Source organism: Pseudomonas citrullilanati (assembly GCF_030580855.1).
Lineage (GTDB): Bacteria > Pseudomonadota > Gammaproteobacteria > Pseudomonadales > Pseudomonadaceae > Aquipseudomonas > Aquipseudomonas citrulli.
This window is the reverse complement of sequence record NZ_JAUQOP010000001.1, coordinates 55,200-73,529: the sequence shown is the minus strand read 5'-3', so window position 1 is coordinate 73,529 and position 18,330 is coordinate 55,200. Positions and strand designations below refer to the sequence as shown.

Here is an 18,330-nt window from a genome sequence, read left to right as displayed (position 1 = left end):
CTTGCCCGCGATACTGGCGCCTCGGTCCCAGTGAGACCGCATTGGCTCCATCGCGGGCAAACCTTGCTCCCACAGATAACCCTCTCAAGCCACAAGTATGTGTTCGGCTTTATTTCATTTAACCAACGGGTACCGCTTTCATGCCTGCTCAAACACCCGATCCAGCCGCCCGAAGCTACTTCGGCAGTTTCAGCAAAAGCGCCGAGAGCGAGTTCCTGGCGGAAACCGCCAGTGCGGCGTTGCAGGACTCGCCCCGGCGATCGCGTGTCACCGTGTGGCTGGCGGCCGGGTTGATCATCACCGGGCTGGTCTGGGCGAAACTGGCGGTCCTGCAAGAGGTCACCACCGGGGAAGGCAAGGCGATTCCGTCGAGCAAGGTCCAGGTGATCCAGAACCTGGAGGGCGGTATCGTCACCGAGATTTTCGTGCGCGAAGGCCAGATGGTGAACAAGGGCGACACCCTGCTGCGCCTGGATGACACGCGGTTCCTGTCGAACAAGGGCGAGAGCGAAGCCGACCGCTACGCCTTGACTGCCCAGGTCGAACGGCTGTCGGCGGAAGCCGAGGGGCGACCCTTCACGCTGTCGGCCGAGGTGACGAGCAAGGCGCCGCAAGTGGCCGAGGATGAACGCGCCCTGTACGAACAACGGCAACGACGCCTGGCCAGCGAGCAACGGACCCTGACCGAACAACTGCGGCAAAAGACCCAGGAACTGGCGGAGTTCCGCTCCAAGCAAGGCCAGTTCAGCTCTGCCTTGGCCTTGCTGCAAGAAGAAATGAACATGTCCGCGCCGCTGGTGAAGACCGGGGCCGTGTCGCCGGTGGAGATCCTGCGGCTCAAGCGCAACGCGGTGGAAATCCGCGGCTCGCTCAACGCCACCACCCTGGCCATTCCCCGGGCCGAATCGGCGATCAACGAGATCAAGAGCAAGATCGACGAATCGGAACAGACCTTCCGCTCCGACGCCGCCAAGGACCTCAACGAAAAACGCACCGAGCTGTCGAAAATCACCGCGTCGAGCATCGCCATCGACGACCGCGTGTCGCGCACCACCGTGGTCTCGCCGGTGCACGGGGTGATCAAGCAACTGAAGGTCAACACCATTGGCGGCGTGGTGCAGCCGGGCAGCGACATGGTGGAAATCGTGCCCCTGGAAGATAACCTGCTGATCGAAGCCAAGGTCCGTCCGCAGGATGTGGCGTTCCTGCACCCGGGCCAGAAAGCCATGGTCAAGTTCAGCGCCTACGACTACACCATCTACGGCGGGCTGAGCGCCAGGCTGGAACTGATCGGCGCCGACACCATCACCGACGACAAGGGCAACAGCTTCTACCTGATCCAGGTGCGCACCGACAAAAACCACCTGGGGGGCGACGTCAAGCCGCTGCTGATCATCCCGGGGATGGTGGCGACGGTGGACATCATCACCGGGGAGAAAAGTGTCCTGGATTACTTGCTCAAGCCGGTGTTGAAGGCGCGGACCGAGGCGATGCGCGAGCGGTGATTTCTGCCGGGATATGCAGCGATTGTTCCGCCGCTATCGCGAGCAAGCTCGCTCCCACAGGGAGTTGCGCAAGTTGCTGGAGATCCATGTGGGAGCGAGCCTGTTCGCGATGGGGCCAGCAAAAACAACACTCACTCCCTAGCATGATTACGCCGGAACGTCTCCTCCCCCATCGCCGCGATCTGCCCCTCGATCAACGCCTCGAACGGCTTCAGCAACGGCTCGAAGCCTGTCGGCGCCTCCAGCGTCTGCAACGCCTGGACAATCGCCTCCACCGTCGACAACGCCCCCGGCCCGGGCGCCTTGCGCAAGCGGTAACGAGACACGCCGCCATCGGCCAGCGTCACCCTGGGCAATGCCGCCAGCAATGGGTTGAGGTGCAACAACTTGCGCGCCTTGCGCCACGTGCCGTCGGGCACCACCAACAGCAACGGCTCATCGGAAGGGGCGTAGGCGTGCAGCGGCTGCGCATCGTCAGCGGGGAACAACAACCGCGCCCGGTAACCCGGCCGGTCGAGCAACCGCGGCAGATCCTCGAACACCTCGCCCACGATCAACTCGGCATTGGTCAGCCCCAAAGCCGCCAGCCGGGCGGTGTTCAAGGCGTGGTTGACCTCGCTGGGGTGCTGCAGCAGCAACACCCGGGTGCGACTGTCGAGGCTGGGGATCAACGGGCACAGGCAATGGCTGTGTGGCCTGAGGCAGCGCGGGCATTGGGGTCTGGACATGGTCAGGCCTGGTTCAGTTGAGCTTTGAGCAAATCACGGAAGGTCTGGATCAGCGGCTCGCGGCTGCGACCGCGTCGCACGATCATCGAAAACGGTGCCTGGTAGCCGAAGGTCGCCGGCAGCAGCACCCGCAGATCGCCCTTGTCGACCCAGGCCTGGGCGTAATGCTCCGGCAAGTAGCCGATGTAGGCGCCGGACAACACCAGGATCAGTTGCGCCTCCATGCTCTCCACCGTCGCCGCGCTGTGCTTGAAGCCATGGCGGGCCAGTTCGGCCTGGCTCCAATAGCCGCGCCCGACCATGCGCTGCTGGGTGATGACGGGCTCGGGAATGCGCCGCTCGGTGAACAGCGGGTGGCGGTTGCTGCAATACAGCCAATGCTGCTCGCGGTACAGCGGCATGTAGACCAGCCCGCTCATGCGCGTGGAAAACGCCCCGATGGCCAGGTCCAGGCGGTTGTCCTGCACACCGAGTTGCAACTCGTAAGGGCTCAGGACCGACAGGTGCAGGTGCACCGCCGGATGCTCCTGGCTGTAGGCCCCGATGGCCTCGGCAAACGGCAAGGCCTTGTCGCTGACCGTGGAATCGATCACCCCCAGGTTCAACGTGCCACGCAATTCCCCCTTGAGGGCGGCCGCGTATTGCTCGAACCCTTCGAGCTCACCCAACAGGCGCAGGGTCTCCTGATGGAACAACTCGCCCTTGCTGGTCAGGCTGAACCCACCCCGCCCGCGATGACACAGCACCAGGCCCAGGGCCGATTCGAGCTGGCTCATGTAGGTGCTGATGGCCGACGTCGAAAGGTTGAGCTCATGCTGGGCGTTGGCGAACCCCTGGTGCCGGACCACGCTGGCGAAGATACGCAGCAGTTTCAGGTCGGGTAATGCGTTGGCCATTGGGGATGTCTCCATGCAGGCGGGTCAATGCACATTTGTGGCGAGGGGATTTATCTGTGGGAGCAAAGCTTGCTCGCGATACAGGCGCCTCGGTTCCAAAGAAAACCGCATGAACTTCATCGCGGGCAAGCCTTGCTCCCACAGTTTATCGCCCCACCCGCCCTTAGTTTAGAAAAATCTGAACTAAGTATTTGCCCCCAGCGATTTTTCACGGCAACGGCTTTTCGCAGAATCGGCCCCTGATAAATAAAACAACGATGAGGCCCTACCCGTGGACAAGATTCTTCACCAGCCACTGGGCGGCAACGAAATGCCGCGCTTCGGCGGCATCGCCACCATGATGCGACTTCCCCACGTACCCACCGCCGCCGGCCTGGACGCCGCCTTCGTCGGCGTGCCGCTGGACATCGGCACCTCGCTGCGCGCCGGCACCCGTTTCGGGCCCCGGGAAATCCGCGCCGAATCGGTGATGATCCGTCCCTACAACATGGCCACCGGCGCCGCGCCCTTCGACTCGCTGTCGGTGGCCGACATCGGCGACGTGGCGATCAACACCTTCAACCTGCTGGACGCGGTGCGGATCATCGAGGAGTCGTACCACAAGATCCTCGAACACGACGTCATCCCCCTGACCCTGGGCGGCGACCACACCATCACCTTGCCGATCCTGCGGGCCATCCACAAGAAACACGGCAAGGTCGGCCTGGTGCACATCGACGCCCATGCCGACGTGAACGACCACATGTTCGGCGAGAAGATCGCCCACGGCACCACCTTCCGCCGCGCCGTGGAAGAAGGCCTGCTCGATTGCGACCGCGTGGTACAGATCGGCCTGCGGGCCCAGGGCTACACCGCCGATGACTTCAACTGGAGCCGCCGCCAGGGCTTTCGCGTGGTCCAGGCCGAAGAGTGCTGGCACCATTCCCTGGCACCGCTGATGGCTGAAGTCCGGGAGAAAGTCGGCGGCGGCCCGGTGTACCTGAGCTTTGACATCGACGGCATCGACCCGGCCTGGGCCCCCGGCACCGGCACCCCGGAAATCGGTGGCCTGACCACCATCCAGGCGATCGAGATTGTCCGCGGCTGCCAGGGCCTCGACCTGGTCGGTTGCGATCTGGTAGAAGTCTCGCCGCCGTACGACACCACCGGCAACACCTCGCTGCTCGGCGCCAACCTGCTGTACGAGATGCTCTGCGTACTGCCGGGCGTGGCGCATCGCTGAGGGGACGCCATGAACCAACGGGAGCAGGTTCTCCGGGCCGCCGCCGAACTGGTGTCGGCCTTCGCCCGCAATGACCGCGCGGCTTACTTCGGCGCGTTCACGGCCGATGCGAGCTTCGTGTTCCACACCCTCGAACAGCCCCTGCTGTCCCGCGATGCCTACCAGGCGTTGTGGGATCGCTGGCGGTCCGAGGATGGCTTCGAGGTGCTGTCCTGCATGTCGAGCAACGCCTTCGTCAGCCTGCAAGGGGACGTGGCGGTTTTCATCCATGACGTGGCCACCGAGCTGCGCATGCAAGGGGAGATTCACTTTAGCCAGGAGCGCGAAACCATTGTGTTTCGCCAAGAACAACAAGGCCTATGGCTGGCCTGTCACGAACATTTGTCCGCAATGCCGGAAGGGCTGCCACCCCCTTAGCCAAACAGGCGACATTCACAGCCGATGAATGCGCCTCGATGATCGGAGCAGATCATGCATAACAATAACGATAAAAGCCTTACGCAAATCGAAACCAACGGGGTCGAACAGATCCCGGATCACGAACGCACCGCCGGCCCGGGCGATCTGTTTCGCCTGATCTTCGGCGGCGCCAACACCTTCGCCACCGCCGTACTGGGCAGTTTCCCGGTGCTGTTCGGCCTGTCGTTCCAGGCCGGGGCCTGGGCAATTGTGCTGGGGGTGTTGGTGGGTTCGCTCATCCTCGCGCCGATGGGCCTGTTCGGCCCGCTCAACGGCACCAACAACGCGGTGTCTTCCGGTGCGCACTTCGGCGTGCATGGGCGGATCGTCGGCTCGTTCCTGTCGCTGCTGACCGCCATCGCGTTCTTCTCGTTGTCGGTGTGGAGTTCCGGGGACGCATTGATCGGCGGCGCCAAGCGGCTGGTCGGCGTGCCGGAAACCGACCTGAGCCTGGGCCTGGCCTACGGCCTGTTCGCCCTGCTGGTCCTGACGGTGTGCATCTACGGCTTTCGCTTCATGCTGTGGGTCAACCGCGTCGCCGTGTGGGCCGCCAGCTTGCTGTTCCTGCTGGGCATCGTGGCGTTCGCGCCGAGTTTCGACAGCCAGTTCGCCGGTACCGTCGCTTTCGACCAGCCGGGCTTCTGGGCGGCGTTCATCGGCGCGGCGCTGGTGGCCATGAGCAACCCGATTTCCTTCGGCGCGTTCCTCGGCGACTGGTCGCGCTACATCCCGCGCCACACCGCCAAGCGGCGCATCATGCTGGCGGTGATCGCCGCGCAACTGGCGACACTGATCCCGTTCCTGTTCGGCCTCGCCACCGCCACCATCGTCGCGATCAAGGCGCCGGACTACATCGCGGCGAACAACTACGTGGGCGGGCTGCTGGCGGTATCGCCGAGCTGGTTCTTCCTGCCGGTGTGCCTGATCGCGGTGATTGGCGGCATGTCCACCGGCACCACCTCGCTGTATGGCACCGGGCTGGACATGTCCAGCGTGTTCCCACGGCTGCTGTCGCGGGTCAAGGCGACGTTGCTGATCGGCGTGCTGTCGATCGCCTTCATCTTCATCGGGCGCTTCGCTGCGAACCTGGTGCAGAGCGTGTCGACCTTCGCCGTGCTGATCATCACCTGCACCACCCCGTGGATGGTGATCATGATCATCGGCCTGCTGGTACGCCGCGGCTTCTACTGCCCGGATGACCTGCAAGTGTTCACCCGGGGCGAAACCGGCGGGCGCTACTGGTTCAACCACGGTTGGAACTGGCGCGGCCTGGGGGCCTGGATCCCCAGTGCACTGGTGGGGCTGTGCTTCGTCAACTTGCCGGGGCAGTTCGTCGGTCCGCTGGGCGAACTGGCCGGCGGCATCGACATCAGCCTGCCGGTGACCCTGGGCCTGGCCTCGGCGGTGTACCTGGTGTTGCTGGGGCTGTTTCCCGAACCGGCGACGGTGTATGGGCCGGGAGATCCGCGGAGCAAGGGTTCGGTCTCGCCGAGCGCTGAACCTGTGGCGAGGGGATTTATCCCCGTTGGAGCGCGCAGCGCTCCCAAATCCTGACATCTCGGTGTGCCTGACAGATTGAGTTGGCTGTCAGGGGGCTGCTGCACAGCCCAGCGGGGATAAATCCCCTCGCCACAAGAGCGGTACGCACTGTGGCTGCGGCACCAGATGACCTCACTATAAAAAAGACAATCGGAGACCCGCCACCATGGCTTTGGATTTAATCGTCGTTCTCATCTACGCCGCCGGCATGATCGCCCTGGGCTGGTATGGCATGCGTCGCGCCAAGACCCGCGACGACTACCTGGTCGCCGGGCGCAACCTCGGCCCGGGGTTCTACCTGGGCACCATGGCCGCCACGGTCCTGGGCGGCGCGTCCACCATCGGTACCGTGCGCCTGGGCTACGTCCATGGGATTTCCGGGTTCTGGTTGTGCGGCGCCATCGGCCTGGGCATCGTCGGCCTGAGCCTGTTCCTGGCCAAGCCGCTGCTCAAGCTCAAGATCTACACCGTGACCCAGGTGCTGGAGCGCCGCTACAACCCGGCCGCGCGCCACGCCAGTGCGCTGATCATGCTGGTGTATGCCTTGATGATCGGCGCCACCTCGACCATCGCCATCGGCACGGTGATGCAGGTGCTGTTCGGCTTGCCCTTCTGGGCCTCGATCCTGGTGGGCGGTGGCGTGGTGGTGCTGTATTCGACCATCGGCGGCATGTGGTCGCTGACCCTCACCGACATCGTGCAATTCCTGATCATGACCATCGGCCTGGTGTTCCTGCTGATGCCGATGTCCATCGTCGACGCCGGCGGTTGGGACGCGATGGTGGCAAAACTGCCGGCCAGCTACTTCGATTTCACCGCCATTGGCTGGGACACCATCGTCACCTACTTCCTGATCTACTTCTTCGGCATCTTCATCGGCCAGGACATCTGGCAGCGGGTGTTCACCGCTCGCAGCGAAGGCGTGGCGAAAGTGGCTGGCACCGCAGCGGGTTTGTATTGCGTGCTCTACGGGCTGGCCGGGGCATTGATCGGCATGGCCGCCAAGGTGTTGCTGCCGGACCTGGAAAACGTCAACAACGCCTTCGCCAGCATCGTCCAGACCAGCCTGCCCAACGGCATTCGCGGGCTGGTGGTCGCCGCCGCCCTGGCGGCCTTGATGTCCACCGCCGCGGCGGGCTTGCTCGCGGCCTCGACTACGGTGGTCCAGGACTTGCTGCCCCGTCTGCGCCAGGGGCGTGAAAGCACCGGCGGCGACGCCCATGAAAACCGCGTTGCCACCCTGTTGATGGGCCTGGTGGTGCTGGGCATCGCCCTGGTGGTCAGTGACGTCATCAGCGCCCTGACCCTGGCCTACAACCTGTTGGTAGGCGGCATGCTGATCCCGCTGATTGGCGCCATCTACTGGAAACGCGCCACCACCGCCGGGGCGATCACCAGCATGTCGCTGGGCTTCCTGACCGCGTTGTTCTTCATGCTCAAGGACGGCCTGGACGCCAACACGCCGATCTACTACAGCCTGGGCGTGGCGCTGGTGAGCTTCGTGCTGGTGAGTGTGTTGTCGCCGCGGCCGAAGGTGGTGGCCAAGGCGGTTTGATCGCCAACTGAATCAAGCCGAACGACCTGTGGCGAGGGGATTTAGCGAAACGTCGCACCGCCCCGTTGGGCTGCAAAGCAGCCCCAAAACAGTATTCAATCTGTCTGGCACACCGAGGTGTCAGCGTTTGGGACCGCTGCGCGCTCCAGCGGGGATAAATCCCCTCGCCACAGGTTGTCCTCGGAAATAAAAAGATCGCAGTTCCGGGCCATCTCAATTGAAATGGACCGGAACTGCGATCTCCTCAAATTCCCGGTGGGTTTACCGCCGGCGCTGCTCGCGGCGGCGTTGCTCGTCATCGGTACGAATCGGCACCGGTTGCATCGGCGGCTCGATCAAGCCAAGCGCAACACCCAGGTCGTGAAGCCAGTTCTGGATTTTCTCTTTCATCGTGGTGCCCCCTCAGGGTAATACGAGCGGCAGAATGCTATGGCCCCTTCGCTCTGATAATAGTCCGATGTGTTACGCAATGCTCGTCTCTGAATGCAATGATCTGTTACTGAATTGATCCAAATCCCGCGCCCGGAGTTCAAGCCGATCGTGCCGTCGCCACCGACGCGCGCGGCCAGGCCTGTTGCTGCAACTCAATCCAGGCGTTCAGGTTCGCGCCCACCATGCCTTTGCGCCACATCAACCAGGTGGTTGCGCTGGCGAATGGCTCGGCCAGCGGGTGCACCGTCACCCGCTCACGTCCCGGCATGCTGGCCAGCATCGACTCGGACAACAACGCTATCCCGGACCCGGCGATCACGCACGCCAGCATCCCCTGGTACGACTCGATCTCCATCGCCCGGCCCATGGTCGCGTGGTCATGGGCGAACCAGGCCTCCAGGCGCATGCGGTACGAACACCCACGGCGAAACGTGAACACCGAGCGCCCCTGGACATCCAGCGCACTGCGCACCGGCGGGTGATCGGCCTCGGTGATCACCACCAACCGCTCGTCGCACAACGGCACGCCGTCCAGCCCCGCCAGCTCCAGCGGGCCATCCACCAGTGCGGCATCGAGACGCCCGGTGAGCAGGCCTTCGAGCAATTCGCCACTGGGCCCGGACTGCACTTGCAGGTTAACCGCCGGGTAAGCACGGTGATAAGCAGCCAGCAGGTCCGGCAAATGAATCGCCGCGGTGCTGTACATCGTCCCCAACACAAAATCCCCGGCCGGCTGCCCGCCTTGCACCGCCGCGTGGGCTTCGTCATGCAAGGCAAAGAGCTTGCTCGCATAGTCCAGCAGGACTTTTCCCGCCGGTGACAACTGCAAGCGCTGACGTTCGCGCAGGAACAGATCCACGCCCAACTGTTCTTCAAGCTGCTTGAGCCGGGTCGAGAGGTTCGACGGTACCCGGTGCAAGCGTTCGGCCGCCCGGGTGATGGAACCCTCCTCGGCCACCGCCTGGAAAATCCGCAATTGGCTAAACTCCACGACCTTCTCCAAAAAAGAACAAGTTTCTCACTATTATTCATTTTTAATGAAAGTCAAACGATTCTAGCCTGACGGTCATTCGCCTCGACGCTGGAGAACGACATGTCACCGCTTACCCGCCTGCTGGGCAGCTTCATAGCCCTGATGATGGCCATGGGCATTGGCCGCTTTGCCTTGACGCCCCAGTTACCTCATCTCATCGGCGAAGGTCAGGTCGACTTGACCGCCGCCGGTCTGATTGCCGCCGCCAACTACCTGGGGTATTTCCTCGGCGCGCTGGACGCGATGTTCGCCCGCCGTCCGGAGCAGGTGCGGCGACGCTTGCTCGGCGGTTTGTGGCTGTGCGTGCTGCTGACCCTGGCGTCGTTCTGGGCCTGGGGCTTTTGGCCGCACCTGGCGCTGCGCTTCGGCACCGGGGTGGCAAGCGCCTGGGTGCTGGTGATGATCACGGCCCTCAGCCAACCGCTGGCCGCAGCGGCCGGACGCCCACGGCTTGGCGCCCTGGTGTTTGCCGGGCCGGGACTGGGGATTTTCCTCACCGGCCTGCTCGCCCTCGGTTCGAACCTGCTGGGCCAGGCATCCGCCACCCTGTGGTTGGTCTACGCCGGCGTGGCCTTGGCCATGTTGCTCGGGATCCTGCCGATCCTGCCGCAACCCGCCGCGGCCCCAGCCGTTGCCACACCCGCGCTCCCATCACCGAGCCGTGGCATTGGCCGCCTCGGCGTGGTGTACGCCCTGTACGGCATCGGCTACATCATTCCGGCCACGTTCCTGTCGCAAATGGCCTCTGCGCAGTTCCGCGGGCAATGGCAAGCCGATCTGTTCTGGCCCTGCTTCGGCCTGGCCGCCGCCCTGGGCGTGCTGCTGGTCAGCCTGCGTCGCCAGGACCCGAACACCACCGGTCGCTGGTTGATCGGCACCCTATGGCTGCAAGCCGCCGGGGTCTTCGCCTGCCTGCTGGGCAGCGGGCCGGGGCTGGCGCTGGGGGTCGCTTTGTGTGGCGGACCGTTCCTGGCCTGCATGCAATTGGTGATGCTGCGCTCGCGGGAACTGGCCCCCCACGCCACCCAACGCAACGCCGGGTTGCTGACCGCCTGCTTTGCCGTGGGCCAGCTCAGCGGTCCATTGCTGGCGGCGCTGAGCAGCCACTTCAGTGGCGGGTTGCAGCCAGCCCTGATCATCGCCGGCAGTGGCCTGGTGTTCGCTGGCGGGCTGTTGCTGCGGCCCGCCAGCCAGGATGCGGCGAGCCCCTGCGCGCGCCCGGTCCTGCGTTGATCAAGCCTGGCCGGCCGGGCTGAGCGAAGGGCTCAATGCGAGGTTCGGCTCGCGCCGCGCCAGGGCGAAATACAGCGCGCCACCGAGGAAGCAACCGGTGAACCAGGCAAAGTTGGCCATCGGTTGCAGCACGGGGGTAAAGGTAATCGCCACCCCCACCAGTGTCGCCGGAACCAAGGCCTTGACCGCCGTCCAGTTAATGCCGCCGCTGTAGTAATAACGCCCGCTCGGCCCGTCATTGAACAGTGCGTCCACATCGATCTGCTGTTTCTTGATCAGGTAGTAATCCGCCAGCAGGATGCCGAACAACGGGCCAATGAACGCCGCCAGCACATCCAAGGTGTAGTGGATCACTTGCGGGTTGTTGAACAGGTTCCACGGCGTGATGAAAATCGAGGCCACCGCCGCGATCATGCCACCGGCGCGCCAACTGATCTTGCTGGGCGCGACGTTGGCGAAGTCAAAGGCCGGGGAGACGAAGTTGGCCACGATGTTGATGCCGATGGTCGCGGTCACAAAGGCAAAGGCCCCCAGCAATACCGCCACATCGTTGTCGATGCGCGCCACGGTGGCGATCGGGTCATGCAGCATTTCGCCGAACACCGGCAAGGTGCCGGAAACAATCACCACCGTGACCAGCGAGAACGCCAGGAAATTCACCGGCAGCCCCCAGAAATTGCCCCGGCGCACGTCGGACATGCTCCGGCAGTAACGGCTGAAATCGCCGAAATTCAGGGTCGGACCGGAAAAGTACGACACCACCAGGGCCGTCGCCACAATCACTTGGCCGAATGCCTGCCAGCCGGACAAGGACTTTTCCGCCAGGGTAAAACTGATGTTGCTCCAACCGGCCTTCCACACGATCCAGCCGGCCAACAGGAACATCACGGCATAGACCACCGGCCCGGCCCAGTCGATGAAGCGGCGGATCGAGTCCATCCCCGTCCAGAACACCAACGCCTGGACACACCAAAGGCTGAGGAAACCGAACCAACCCAGGTAGGACAAACCGGCAAACTGGGGCGTTGCGTAGGTTTCCATTGAAGGAAAGAAGCGCAGCACGACGATGATCAACGCGCTGGACGCCAGGTAGGTCTGGACGCCATACCAGGCCACGGCGATCAAGCCCCGGATGACCGCCGGGATATTCGCCCCGAACACCCCGAACGCCAGCCGACAGATCACCGGGTACGGCACCGCCGCCTGCTGGCTCGGCCTGGCCACCAGGTTGGCGACCCCCTGCACGATGCAAATCCCGCCCAGCAAGGCAATCAACACCTGCCAACTGGCCAGGCCCAAGGCGAACAGGCTGGCGGCAAACACATAGCCGCCCACGCTGTGCACATCACTCATCCAGAACGCGAAGATGTTGTACCAATTCCATTTCTGCGGCAGCGGGCCCAGGTCTTCGTTATAGAGGCGGGGGCTGTAGCCGTTGGGCAATTGCTTGGACATCGCGGGGCTCCTTTGGGTACCGCCGTGCCCCCGCGTCCACCTGCTCACCATACTGCGCACGGGAGCCGGCATGGTTTGTATACGAAGCGCTACGCAGAATGCGTGCCATGGACGAAGAATGTGAGACAAACCGCGGTGTGCAGCGAGGGTGAAAGCCCAGCAAGAGCAAGCATGCGCCCACGAACAGGGCGCGAGTGCATGCTAAAGGTGCAGGATTTTGTATACAGAGGGAAGTCGAATACAGTTCCTGTGGCGAAGGGTTCTAGCGAAGCGCCGCAGCGCGCCGCTGTGTGGGAGCAAAGCTTGCTCGCGGAACAGGCGCCTCGGTATCAGAAAGACCGCATCGCCTTCATCGCGGGCAAGCCTTGCTCCCACAGCTGGCGTCCCTCGCCACATTAAATCCTTACTTGCCACAGAGGCTGGGGCTCGGCTGAGATCAGCTCAACTCAATACGATCCGCATGAATGACAATCTGGCCATTCTTGTACAGCGCGCCAATCGCCTTCTTGAAGTTGCCCTTGCTCACGCCGAACAGGCTGCTGATCAGCGCCGGGTCGCTCTTGTCGCTGACCGCCAGGGTGCCGTTGTTCTCGCGCAACTTGGCGAGGATCTTGCTGTTCAGGCTGGTGGCGGCCTCCTGGCCCACCGGCTGCAGGCTCAGGCTGATCTTGCCGTCCGGGCGGACTTCCTTGATGAAGCCTTTTTCCTGCTTGCCCGCGCGCATGAACTTGAAGATTTCGTTCTTGTGGATCAGCCCCCAGTGCTTGTTGTTGATGATCGCCTTGAAGCCCATGTCGGTGGCCTCGGCAACCAGCAAATCCACTTCCTGGCCCGGCGTGTACGGGGCCGGTGTCTTGTCCAGGTAACGGTCCAGGCGCGCCGTGGCGGTGATGCGGCGGGTGTGCTTGTCGAGGTAGACGTGCACCACGCAGTAATCACCGGCGCTCAGTTGGCGCTTTTCCTCGGAGTACGGCAGCAACAGGTCCTTGGGCAGGCCCCAGTCGAGGAACACGCCGATGCTGTTGACTTCAACCACTTTCAGGCTGGCGAACTCACCGACCTGGACCTTGGGTTTTTCCGTGGTCGCGATCAGTTTGTCGTCGCTGTCCAAATAAATAAAAACATTGAGCCAGTCTTCATCTTCGCTGGGAATATCCTTGGGGATATAACGATTGGGCAGCAGAATTTCGCCGTCCGGCCCGCCGTCCAGATATAAACCGAAGTTAGTGTGTTTAACCACTTGCAGACTGTTGTAGCGCCCGATTAAAGCCATTTCCAATACCCTCATTGCGTGGGCGGCATTCTACCCGGTTTTGCGGCGCGATTCGTGGCCGTCGCCAAGCTTTGCCGGGGACGCCCGCGCAACCGTTGATTTTCCTGGGTTTTCACCTCGGAGGCGGCCATTCGTCAGGCCGGCAGCGCCCGCCGCAATCGGCCATCGGCGTTATAGTTTTTGCACCGTTGTTATTTAAAACAGTGGCTTAGGCCAATAAAAGCGTGATTATCCGGGAGCAGTTTGCGTCTCGCCGCCCTCCCTTGCGGGGATATTTACCAAGCTATTGTCAAGTAATTCCTGTACGATGCCTGGCCCAATTAATTATCTACAGGTTAATGGCCGTCATGCGCGTAAAAGCATCCAACAGCAAAGCAAAGCCAGCTCCAGCCGTTGAAACCAGCGAGTCGATCAACGACCAGATCGCTGCCTTCCTCAAGTCCGGCGGCGAGATCCAGCAAATTGCCAAGGGCGTCAGCGGCCAGACATTCGGCCCGTCCAAGCAGATCAGCCTGGGCAAGAAGTAACCTGCGCCAGCTCTGGTCCCAAAGCGCTTTGAGTTTCGAAGCGCTTGGACTGGAAACCTCCTTCCCCACTCCGCACATTTCCCACGAATCGACGAACGGCCATCGCTGCCGAGCATTCGCCGGTATCCTTGCAGCTCTCTAGCTCAAGCGTTTCAGCTTAGTTTTCGTTCCTGCTCCTCGCTAATTCCGGAGTGAAGCATGCGCTTTCCTGTTGCTGTGCTGACGACCAGCCTGCTGACGTGCTCCCTGGCCTACGGGCAGGTCTTCCAGCGCGAGCTCGGCGACTTCGACCTCAAGCTCGGCACCACGTCCACCCGCAGCATGGCCCAGGGCCTGGTGACCCAATCGAGCACCGGCTCGTTCCATGGCGGCCTGGACTTGAGCCATGCCAGCGGCTGGTACGCCGGCCAATGGTCGCCCAGTGCCGGCGTGACCTCGGACTTGGAAATCGATTCCTACATGGGCTTTAAACACCCTTTCGACCAGACGCTGGGCTATGAAGTCGGCCTGATCCATTACAGCTACCCCACCGCCGATACCCTCGATAGCCAGGAATTCTTCGGCGGCCTGACCGTACTCGGCAGCCGTTTCGGGGCCGCCTTGAGCAACGATCCGGACAAACTGAACAGCACGCTGTTTGCCGACCTTGGCGGCAACGTGCCCTTCGGCATCGGCATCAGCGCCAAGTACACCACCCACCAGCTCAACACACCGGTCTCGGTGGACAACGGTTATGTCGGCAGTTTCAGCGACTGGTCGCTGAAAATTTCCCGCCCCTGGAAAGGCCTCGACCTGGACCTGATCTACAGCGACTCCAGCCTCAGCGGCAGCAGTTGCTCGGCCTATTCCGGCCACAACAGCCAGTGCGACGGCCTGCTGACCCTCAAGATGGCCCACCCTTTTTACTAAGCGTTACGTATTCAATCGGCTGAACTGCCGCGCGTCTGCGATGCTCAAACAAAGCACCTACGCCCTCGCAAGGACTCGCTCATGTCGCGCTGGTTGAAACGCACCGCCATGTTCATCGCCCTGTTGCTGACGCTCACCGCCTGCAGTCGAGTGGGCCTGGCCTACCGCAACCTCGACCTGATCATTCCCTGGACCCTCAACGACTACCTGGAGATCAACGGCGAGCAAAAGGACTGGTTCAACGAACGCCTCAAGGAACACCTGAGCTGGCATTGCACCACGCAACTGCCGGGCTATCTCGACTGGCTGGACCGCCTCAAGACCATGGTGCAAACCAATCAGGTGACCGATGCCGCCCTGCAGCAGCGCACCCAGGAAGCCAAGGCCGCCATTGCCGAAACCGCCCGGGAAATCACCCCGTCGGCCATCCAGCTGCTCCAGGGCCTGAGCGACGAACAAGTGGCGGACATGGACGCCGCCTTCGTCAAGGACCAGCGCAAGCGCCAGGAGGAATACCTCAAGCCGTCATTGCAGCAGCAAATCCAGGAGCGCAGCAAACGCATGGAAAAACGCCTGGACGACTGGCTCGGCCCCATTAACGACGCCCAGCGCCAGCGCGTGATGGCCTGGTCCACCGCCCTCGGCGACCAGAACCAGCAATGGATCGCCAACCGTGCCCACTGGCAGAACCAGTTCAGCCAAGCCGTGGCCCAACGCCACAGCGCCGATTTCCCGCAACGCATCGAACAGCTGCTGGTCAATCGCGAAAGCCTGTGGACCCCGGCCTACCGCGAAGCCTTCAGCAAGACCGAAGCCCAGGCCCGCAGTTTGCTGATCGACCTGATGGCCGAAAGCACCCCGCCCCAGCGTGAGCGGTTATTGAAGAAAATCGACGGGGTGAAAAAGGATTTCAGTGATTTGAAATGTCTGAAAGCGGCACGCTCTTAAACCACTGAAACCAATGTGGGAGCGAGCTTGCTCGCGATAACGGTTGAACAGGCAACACACCTGTTGAATATTAGACCGCTATCGCGAGCAAGCTCGCTCCCACAGGGCTCAATGCAGACCGGTCAGGCAATCTGCGCCTTGGAAGCCAAATCATCGAACGTGAACTCATCCAGCGCATCATCCTGCTCATCCAGCACCTGGCGCGGATGATCATTGCCGGGGATGCTGCTGTCGATCAGGCTCAACAACCTTGAGCCACGGGGCGTCAACACAAAGTTCTCACCATTGCCGCCCTCTTCCTCCGGCCGAGGCTCGATGAAGCCCCGCTCCAGCAGTAACTTTTCGTACTCCCCGGCGACCGCTTTCAGATGATCGAGATTCTCGATCTCCTCACCCTGCGCCGCCTTGGCCGCCGCGTGCTGCTCCGCATAAGGCCGAGGGGTAAAGCTGTGGCCGGCGCCGTTTTGCACTTCGTGCAGCAACCGTTCGATCAAGTCCCAGTTATAAGTCGTCATCCTGGTCCATCCTCCAAAGAGTGAGATGCCTACCTAGGGTGTGACCGGGACGCCGCGCAGCCGTTCAGCCAGGTTTCCAGGCGGATCGTCTCGCCAACCGACCGACGGTCTGTCGAATTCATCCAGGGCCAGACGACCACGTGTTGAAACGCCCAGTCTCCAGGAGAAATCATCATGAACGTAGAGAACCATCCAGTCGTCTCGCGGGAAGAATGGCTCGCCGCCCGCCGCCAGCACCTGGCCCACGAAAAAGCCTTCACCCGCGAGCGGGACACACTCAGCGCCGAACGCCGCGCCCTGCCCTGGGTCAAGATCGAGAAGCCCTACCGCTTCCAGGGCCCCGACGGCGAACTCAGCCTGGCCGACCTGTTCGGCCGCCGCAGCCAACTGATCGTCTACCACTTCATGTTCGGCCCGGGCTGGACAGAAGGCTGCCAAGGCTGCTCCTTCCTCTCCGACCACATCGACGGCGCCAACCAGCACCTGGCCCACCACGACGTAGCGGTAGTGGCCGTCTCCCGCGCCCCGTTCGCCGAATTCCAAGCCTTCAAACGCCGCATGGGCTGGAAATTCGATTGGGTCTCGTCCAACGGTTGCGACTTCAACTACGACTTCGGGGTCAGCTTCAAAACCGAAGACACCGCTGGCGGACAAGCTACCTACAACTACGAAAAAACCGACACCACCGAAGGCGAACTCCCCGGCCTGAGCGTCTTCTATCGCAACGCAGCCGGCGACATCTTCCACACCTACTCCACCTATGCCCGCGGCCTGGACATGCTCGTCGGCACCTACCACTACCTCGACCTCACGCCCAAGGGCCGCAACGAAGACGAAATCATGGATTGGGTGCGGCATCACGATAAATACGAAGAAGCCAAGCAACACGGCTGCTGCCACAGCTGACGCGCCAACCCGCCCAGTCGAGCGCGATCCCCGTGGCGAGGGAGCTTGCTCCCGCTCGACTGCGCAGCAGTCGCCTGCTTTGCCTGAACCAAAGCCGACAACTGCCAGGCCAAAGGTCCTACATGAAGCTCGGAAAGCGGTGTCTTGTAGCTCAAGAGCGGATCGCCCTATAGTCCCTCGTCACCCAAAAAGGCGACCGGGTTTGGCGACCCGATCTACAGAGAGACTCATCAACTTTCGAGACTCTGATTATGACCAGATACATGCCCATCACCGGAATCGACTGCACCCCCGCCACCCTGCTCATCGACACCGAAGCACCACTCGACGTCCTGTTCGAAACCGCCGACTACCGCATCCGCAGCGTGACCCAAGTGCTGGAAAACATCGCATTCCGTTCCGACATCAGCTCAGACACCGTCGTACTGTCGGACTTCTGCAAACTGCTGACGATATCGCTGCGTGACGGATGCGATGTGATGGATGTAATTGGCCGCCGATTGCGGGCACAAGCGGCGCAGTGATGAAGACGGGCGACCTCGAGGTCGCCCGTCTCGCGTTCAAATCGGATCAGAGACCCGCTGCGCTGGCAACGGGGCTACGCTCAAACGTGGGGAAGAGCATCGAACATAGAACTTACAGTTTCGTAGAGTCAGGGTCGAGCACTGGATCAGTATTCAACAAAAAAGCAACCGCAAGACGATTTTGGCGAAGCAACCCGACCATACTTAGCGTCCCGGCCTCCGTTATTTTCTCCCTCATGCCTATTACTCTAACTCATCAAACGACCATACTTTTTTTATAAACCACACCATGCCCTTCATTTAACGCATATACGCTATCGTACTGAAAGGAAAAAACAAAGCGCGCTGACGATACCAACGATAACTCCTCCATGACATGTCTGATCTCCCGCCAACTCTGCTCGAGTTCATGCAAGGGACAATGAAATGCCCCCATGACGCCCACAAGCCAATCCACCATACAACCCTCAGCAGATACAGTACTGGGGGGCTCAAGCATCTCAAAATAAAAAAAACCATTGGAGGCGGAAAAATAGCCTTCTAACGAGTTTTTCCCCACCGTCACAGTATTGGCGATGTTCTGCACGACATGCTGGATAGTCCCCAACGTAGCGCCGCTCTCTATTTCCAAGAACATAGTAATCGTCATCGCTGAGCCTCAACAACTCTTT

The 18,330-nt window shown here is 61.9% G+C and carries 19 protein-coding genes; 11 read left to right on the top strand and 8 right to left on the bottom strand.

Going from position 1 to position 18,330, the window contains the following annotated elements; translation table 11 throughout:
• The first annotated feature begins 140 nt into the window (after window positions 1-140).
• Window positions 141-1,505: an HlyD family type I secretion periplasmic adaptor subunit gene (locus tag Q6A48_RS00280; protein WP_304550987.1), complete on the top strand. Its 1,365-nt coding sequence runs from the start codon at window positions 141-143 to the stop codon at window positions 1,503-1,505.
• Between the two features lie 131 nt (window positions 1,506-1,636).
• On the opposite strand, the gene Q6A48_RS00275 is transcribed toward Q6A48_RS00280, so the two are convergent.
• Window positions 1,637-2,233, bottom strand: a complete 597-nt coding sequence (locus Q6A48_RS00275) for a tRNA-uridine aminocarboxypropyltransferase (RefSeq protein WP_304550985.1) — start codon at window positions 2,231-2,233, stop codon at window positions 1,637-1,639.
• A 2-nt stretch (window positions 2,234-2,235) separates the two neighbouring features.
• Window positions 2,236-3,129: a LysR family transcriptional regulator gene (locus Q6A48_RS00270; RefSeq protein ID WP_304550983.1), complete on the bottom strand. Its 894-nt coding sequence runs from the start codon at window positions 3,127-3,129 to the stop codon at window positions 2,236-2,238.
• 271 nt (window positions 3,130-3,400) lie between these two features.
• Between Q6A48_RS00270 and speB the strand changes: the two genes are divergently transcribed.
• The 4 genes from speB to Q6A48_RS00250 all read left to right on the top strand — a co-directional run bounded on the left by speB (window position 3,401) and on the right by Q6A48_RS00250 (window position 7,904).
• Window positions 3,401-4,351: an agmatinase gene (gene speB, locus Q6A48_RS00265; RefSeq protein WP_304550982.1), complete on the top strand. Its 951-nt coding sequence runs from the start codon at window positions 3,401-3,403 to the stop codon at window positions 4,349-4,351.
• 9 nt (window positions 4,352-4,360) lie between these two features.
• Window positions 4,361-4,768, top strand: coding sequence for a YybH family protein (locus tag Q6A48_RS00260; RefSeq protein ID WP_304550981.1), 408 nt, complete (start codon window positions 4,361-4,363; stop codon window positions 4,766-4,768).
• A gap of 51 nt (window positions 4,769-4,819) precedes the next feature.
• Entirely contained in the window at window positions 4,820-6,364 is a 1,545-nt protein-coding gene (locus Q6A48_RS00255; RefSeq protein ID WP_304551401.1) for a purine-cytosine permease family protein, read from the top strand.
• A gap of 151 nt (window positions 6,365-6,515) precedes the next feature.
• The gene (locus Q6A48_RS00250) at window positions 6,516-7,904 is read left to right on the top strand and encodes a sodium:solute symporter family protein (protein ID WP_304550980.1); all 1,389 of its coding nucleotides are present in this window, start codon (window positions 6,516-6,518) and stop codon (window positions 7,902-7,904) included.
• A gap of 261 nt (window positions 7,905-8,165) precedes the next feature.
• On the opposite strand, the gene Q6A48_RS00245 is transcribed toward Q6A48_RS00250, so the two are convergent.
• Together Q6A48_RS00245 and ptrR are read right to left on the bottom strand one after the other, a co-directional pair.
• Window positions 8,166-8,294 (bottom strand): PA1414 family protein, encoded by a 129-nt coding sequence (locus Q6A48_RS00245; RefSeq protein ID WP_304550978.1) that lies wholly within the window; start codon window positions 8,292-8,294, stop codon window positions 8,166-8,168.
• A 139-nt stretch (window positions 8,295-8,433) separates the two neighbouring features.
• Window positions 8,434-9,327, bottom strand: coding sequence for a putrescine utilization regulator PtrR (gene ptrR, locus Q6A48_RS00240; protein ID WP_304550976.1), 894 nt, complete (start codon window positions 9,325-9,327; stop codon window positions 8,434-8,436).
• Window positions 9,328-9,429: 102 nt separating this feature from the next.
• On the opposite strand from ptrR, the gene Q6A48_RS00235 reads away from it, so the two are divergent.
• Window positions 9,430-10,602, top strand: coding sequence for an MFS transporter (locus tag Q6A48_RS00235; protein ID WP_304550974.1), 1,173 nt, complete (start codon window positions 9,430-9,432; stop codon window positions 10,600-10,602).
• On the opposite strand, the gene Q6A48_RS00230 is transcribed toward Q6A48_RS00235, so the two are convergent.
• Both Q6A48_RS00230 and Q6A48_RS00225 read right to left on the bottom strand, forming a co-directional pair.
• Window positions 10,603-12,057 (bottom strand): NCS1 family nucleobase:cation symporter-1, encoded by a 1,455-nt coding sequence (locus Q6A48_RS00230; RefSeq protein ID WP_304550972.1) that lies wholly within the window; start codon window positions 12,055-12,057, stop codon window positions 10,603-10,605.
• 436 nt (window positions 12,058-12,493) lie between these two features.
• Complete coding sequence (locus Q6A48_RS00225) at window positions 12,494-13,330, bottom strand: CvfB family protein (protein ID WP_304550970.1); 837 nt, start codon at window positions 13,328-13,330, stop codon at window positions 12,494-12,496.
• 338 nt (window positions 13,331-13,668) lie between these two features.
• Between Q6A48_RS00225 and Q6A48_RS00220 the strand changes: the two genes are divergently transcribed.
• The 3 genes from Q6A48_RS00220 (at window position 13,669) to Q6A48_RS00210 (ending at window position 15,714) form a co-directional block, all read left to right on the top strand.
• Complete coding sequence (locus tag Q6A48_RS00220) at window positions 13,669-13,857, top strand: PFL_1563 family small protein (RefSeq protein ID WP_018607615.1); 189 nt, start codon at window positions 13,669-13,671, stop codon at window positions 13,855-13,857.
• A 198-nt stretch (window positions 13,858-14,055) separates the two neighbouring features.
• Window positions 14,056-14,766, top strand: a complete 711-nt coding sequence (locus tag Q6A48_RS00215) for a TorF family putative porin (RefSeq protein WP_304550965.1) — start codon at window positions 14,056-14,058, stop codon at window positions 14,764-14,766.
• An 81-nt stretch (window positions 14,767-14,847) separates the two neighbouring features.
• Entirely contained in the window at window positions 14,848-15,714 is an 867-nt protein-coding gene (locus tag Q6A48_RS00210) for a DUF6279 family lipoprotein (protein WP_304550964.1), read from the top strand.
• 122 nt (window positions 15,715-15,836) lie between these two features.
• Here Q6A48_RS00210 and Q6A48_RS00205 read toward each other — a convergent pair whose 3' ends face one another.
• Window positions 15,837-16,229, bottom strand: coding sequence for a transcriptional regulator (locus tag Q6A48_RS00205; protein ID WP_042732336.1), 393 nt, complete (start codon window positions 16,227-16,229; stop codon window positions 15,837-15,839).
• Window positions 16,230-16,403: 174 nt separating this feature from the next.
• On the opposite strand from Q6A48_RS00205, the gene Q6A48_RS00200 reads away from it, so the two are divergent.
• Together Q6A48_RS00200 and Q6A48_RS00195 are read left to right on the top strand one after the other, a co-directional pair.
• On the top strand, window positions 16,404-17,135 hold the full coding sequence (locus Q6A48_RS00200; RefSeq protein ID WP_304550960.1) for a DUF899 domain-containing protein: 732 nt from the start codon (window positions 16,404-16,406) through the stop codon (window positions 17,133-17,135).
• A 251-nt stretch (window positions 17,136-17,386) separates the two neighbouring features.
• Window positions 17,387-17,659, top strand: a complete 273-nt coding sequence (locus Q6A48_RS00195) for a hypothetical protein (RefSeq protein WP_304550958.1) — start codon at window positions 17,387-17,389, stop codon at window positions 17,657-17,659.
• A 256-nt stretch (window positions 17,660-17,915) separates the two neighbouring features.
• Here the strand turns inward: Q6A48_RS00195 and Q6A48_RS00190 are convergent, their stop codons facing one another.
• On the bottom strand, window positions 17,916-18,308 hold the full coding sequence (locus Q6A48_RS00190) for a hypothetical protein (protein WP_304550957.1): 393 nt from the start codon (window positions 18,306-18,308) through the stop codon (window positions 17,916-17,918).
• Window positions 18,309-18,330 lie beyond the last annotated feature (22 nt).

Coding starts and splice junctions, on each gene's coding strand:
- Q6A48_RS00280 (WP_304550987.1), top strand. CDS start 141: ATGCCTGCTCAAACACCCGATCCAGCCGCCCGAAGCTACTTCGGCAGT.
- Q6A48_RS00275 (WP_304550985.1), bottom strand. CDS start 2,233: ATGTCCAGACCCCAATGCCCGCGCTGCCTCAGGCCACACAGCCATTGC.
- Q6A48_RS00270 (WP_304550983.1), bottom strand. CDS start 3,129: ATGGCCAACGCATTACCCGACCTGAAACTGCTGCGTATCTTCGCCAGC.
- Q6A48_RS00260 (WP_304550981.1), top strand. CDS start 4,361: ATGAACCAACGGGAGCAGGTTCTCCGGGCCGCCGCCGAACTGGTGTCG.
- Q6A48_RS00250 (WP_304550980.1), top strand. CDS start 6,516: ATGGCTTTGGATTTAATCGTCGTTCTCATCTACGCCGCCGGCATGATC.
- Q6A48_RS00245 (WP_304550978.1), bottom strand. CDS start 8,294: ATGAAAGAGAAAATCCAGAACTGGCTTCACGACCTGGGTGTTGCGCTT.
- Q6A48_RS00235 (WP_304550974.1), top strand. CDS start 9,430: ATGTCACCGCTTACCCGCCTGCTGGGCAGCTTCATAGCCCTGATGATG.
- Q6A48_RS00230 (WP_304550972.1), bottom strand. CDS start 12,057: ATGTCCAAGCAATTGCCCAACGGCTACAGCCCCCGCCTCTATAACGAA.
- Q6A48_RS00225 (WP_304550970.1), bottom strand. CDS start 13,330: ATGGCTTTAATCGGGCGCTACAACAGTCTGCAAGTGGTTAAACACACT.
- Q6A48_RS00220 (WP_018607615.1), top strand. CDS start 13,669: ATGGCCGTCATGCGCGTAAAAGCATCCAACAGCAAAGCAAAGCCAGCT.
- Q6A48_RS00215 (WP_304550965.1), top strand. CDS start 14,056: ATGCGCTTTCCTGTTGCTGTGCTGACGACCAGCCTGCTGACGTGCTCC.
- Q6A48_RS00210 (WP_304550964.1), top strand. CDS start 14,848: ATGTCGCGCTGGTTGAAACGCACCGCCATGTTCATCGCCCTGTTGCTG.
- Q6A48_RS00205 (WP_042732336.1), bottom strand. CDS start 16,229: ATGACGACTTATAACTGGGACTTGATCGAACGGTTGCTGCACGAAGTG.
- Q6A48_RS00200 (WP_304550960.1), top strand. CDS start 16,404: ATGAACGTAGAGAACCATCCAGTCGTCTCGCGGGAAGAATGGCTCGCC.
- Q6A48_RS00195 (WP_304550958.1), top strand. CDS start 17,387: ATGACCAGATACATGCCCATCACCGGAATCGACTGCACCCCCGCCACC.
- Q6A48_RS00190 (WP_304550957.1), bottom strand. CDS start 18,308: ATGACGATTACTATGTTCTTGGAAATAGAGAGCGGCGCTACGTTGGGG.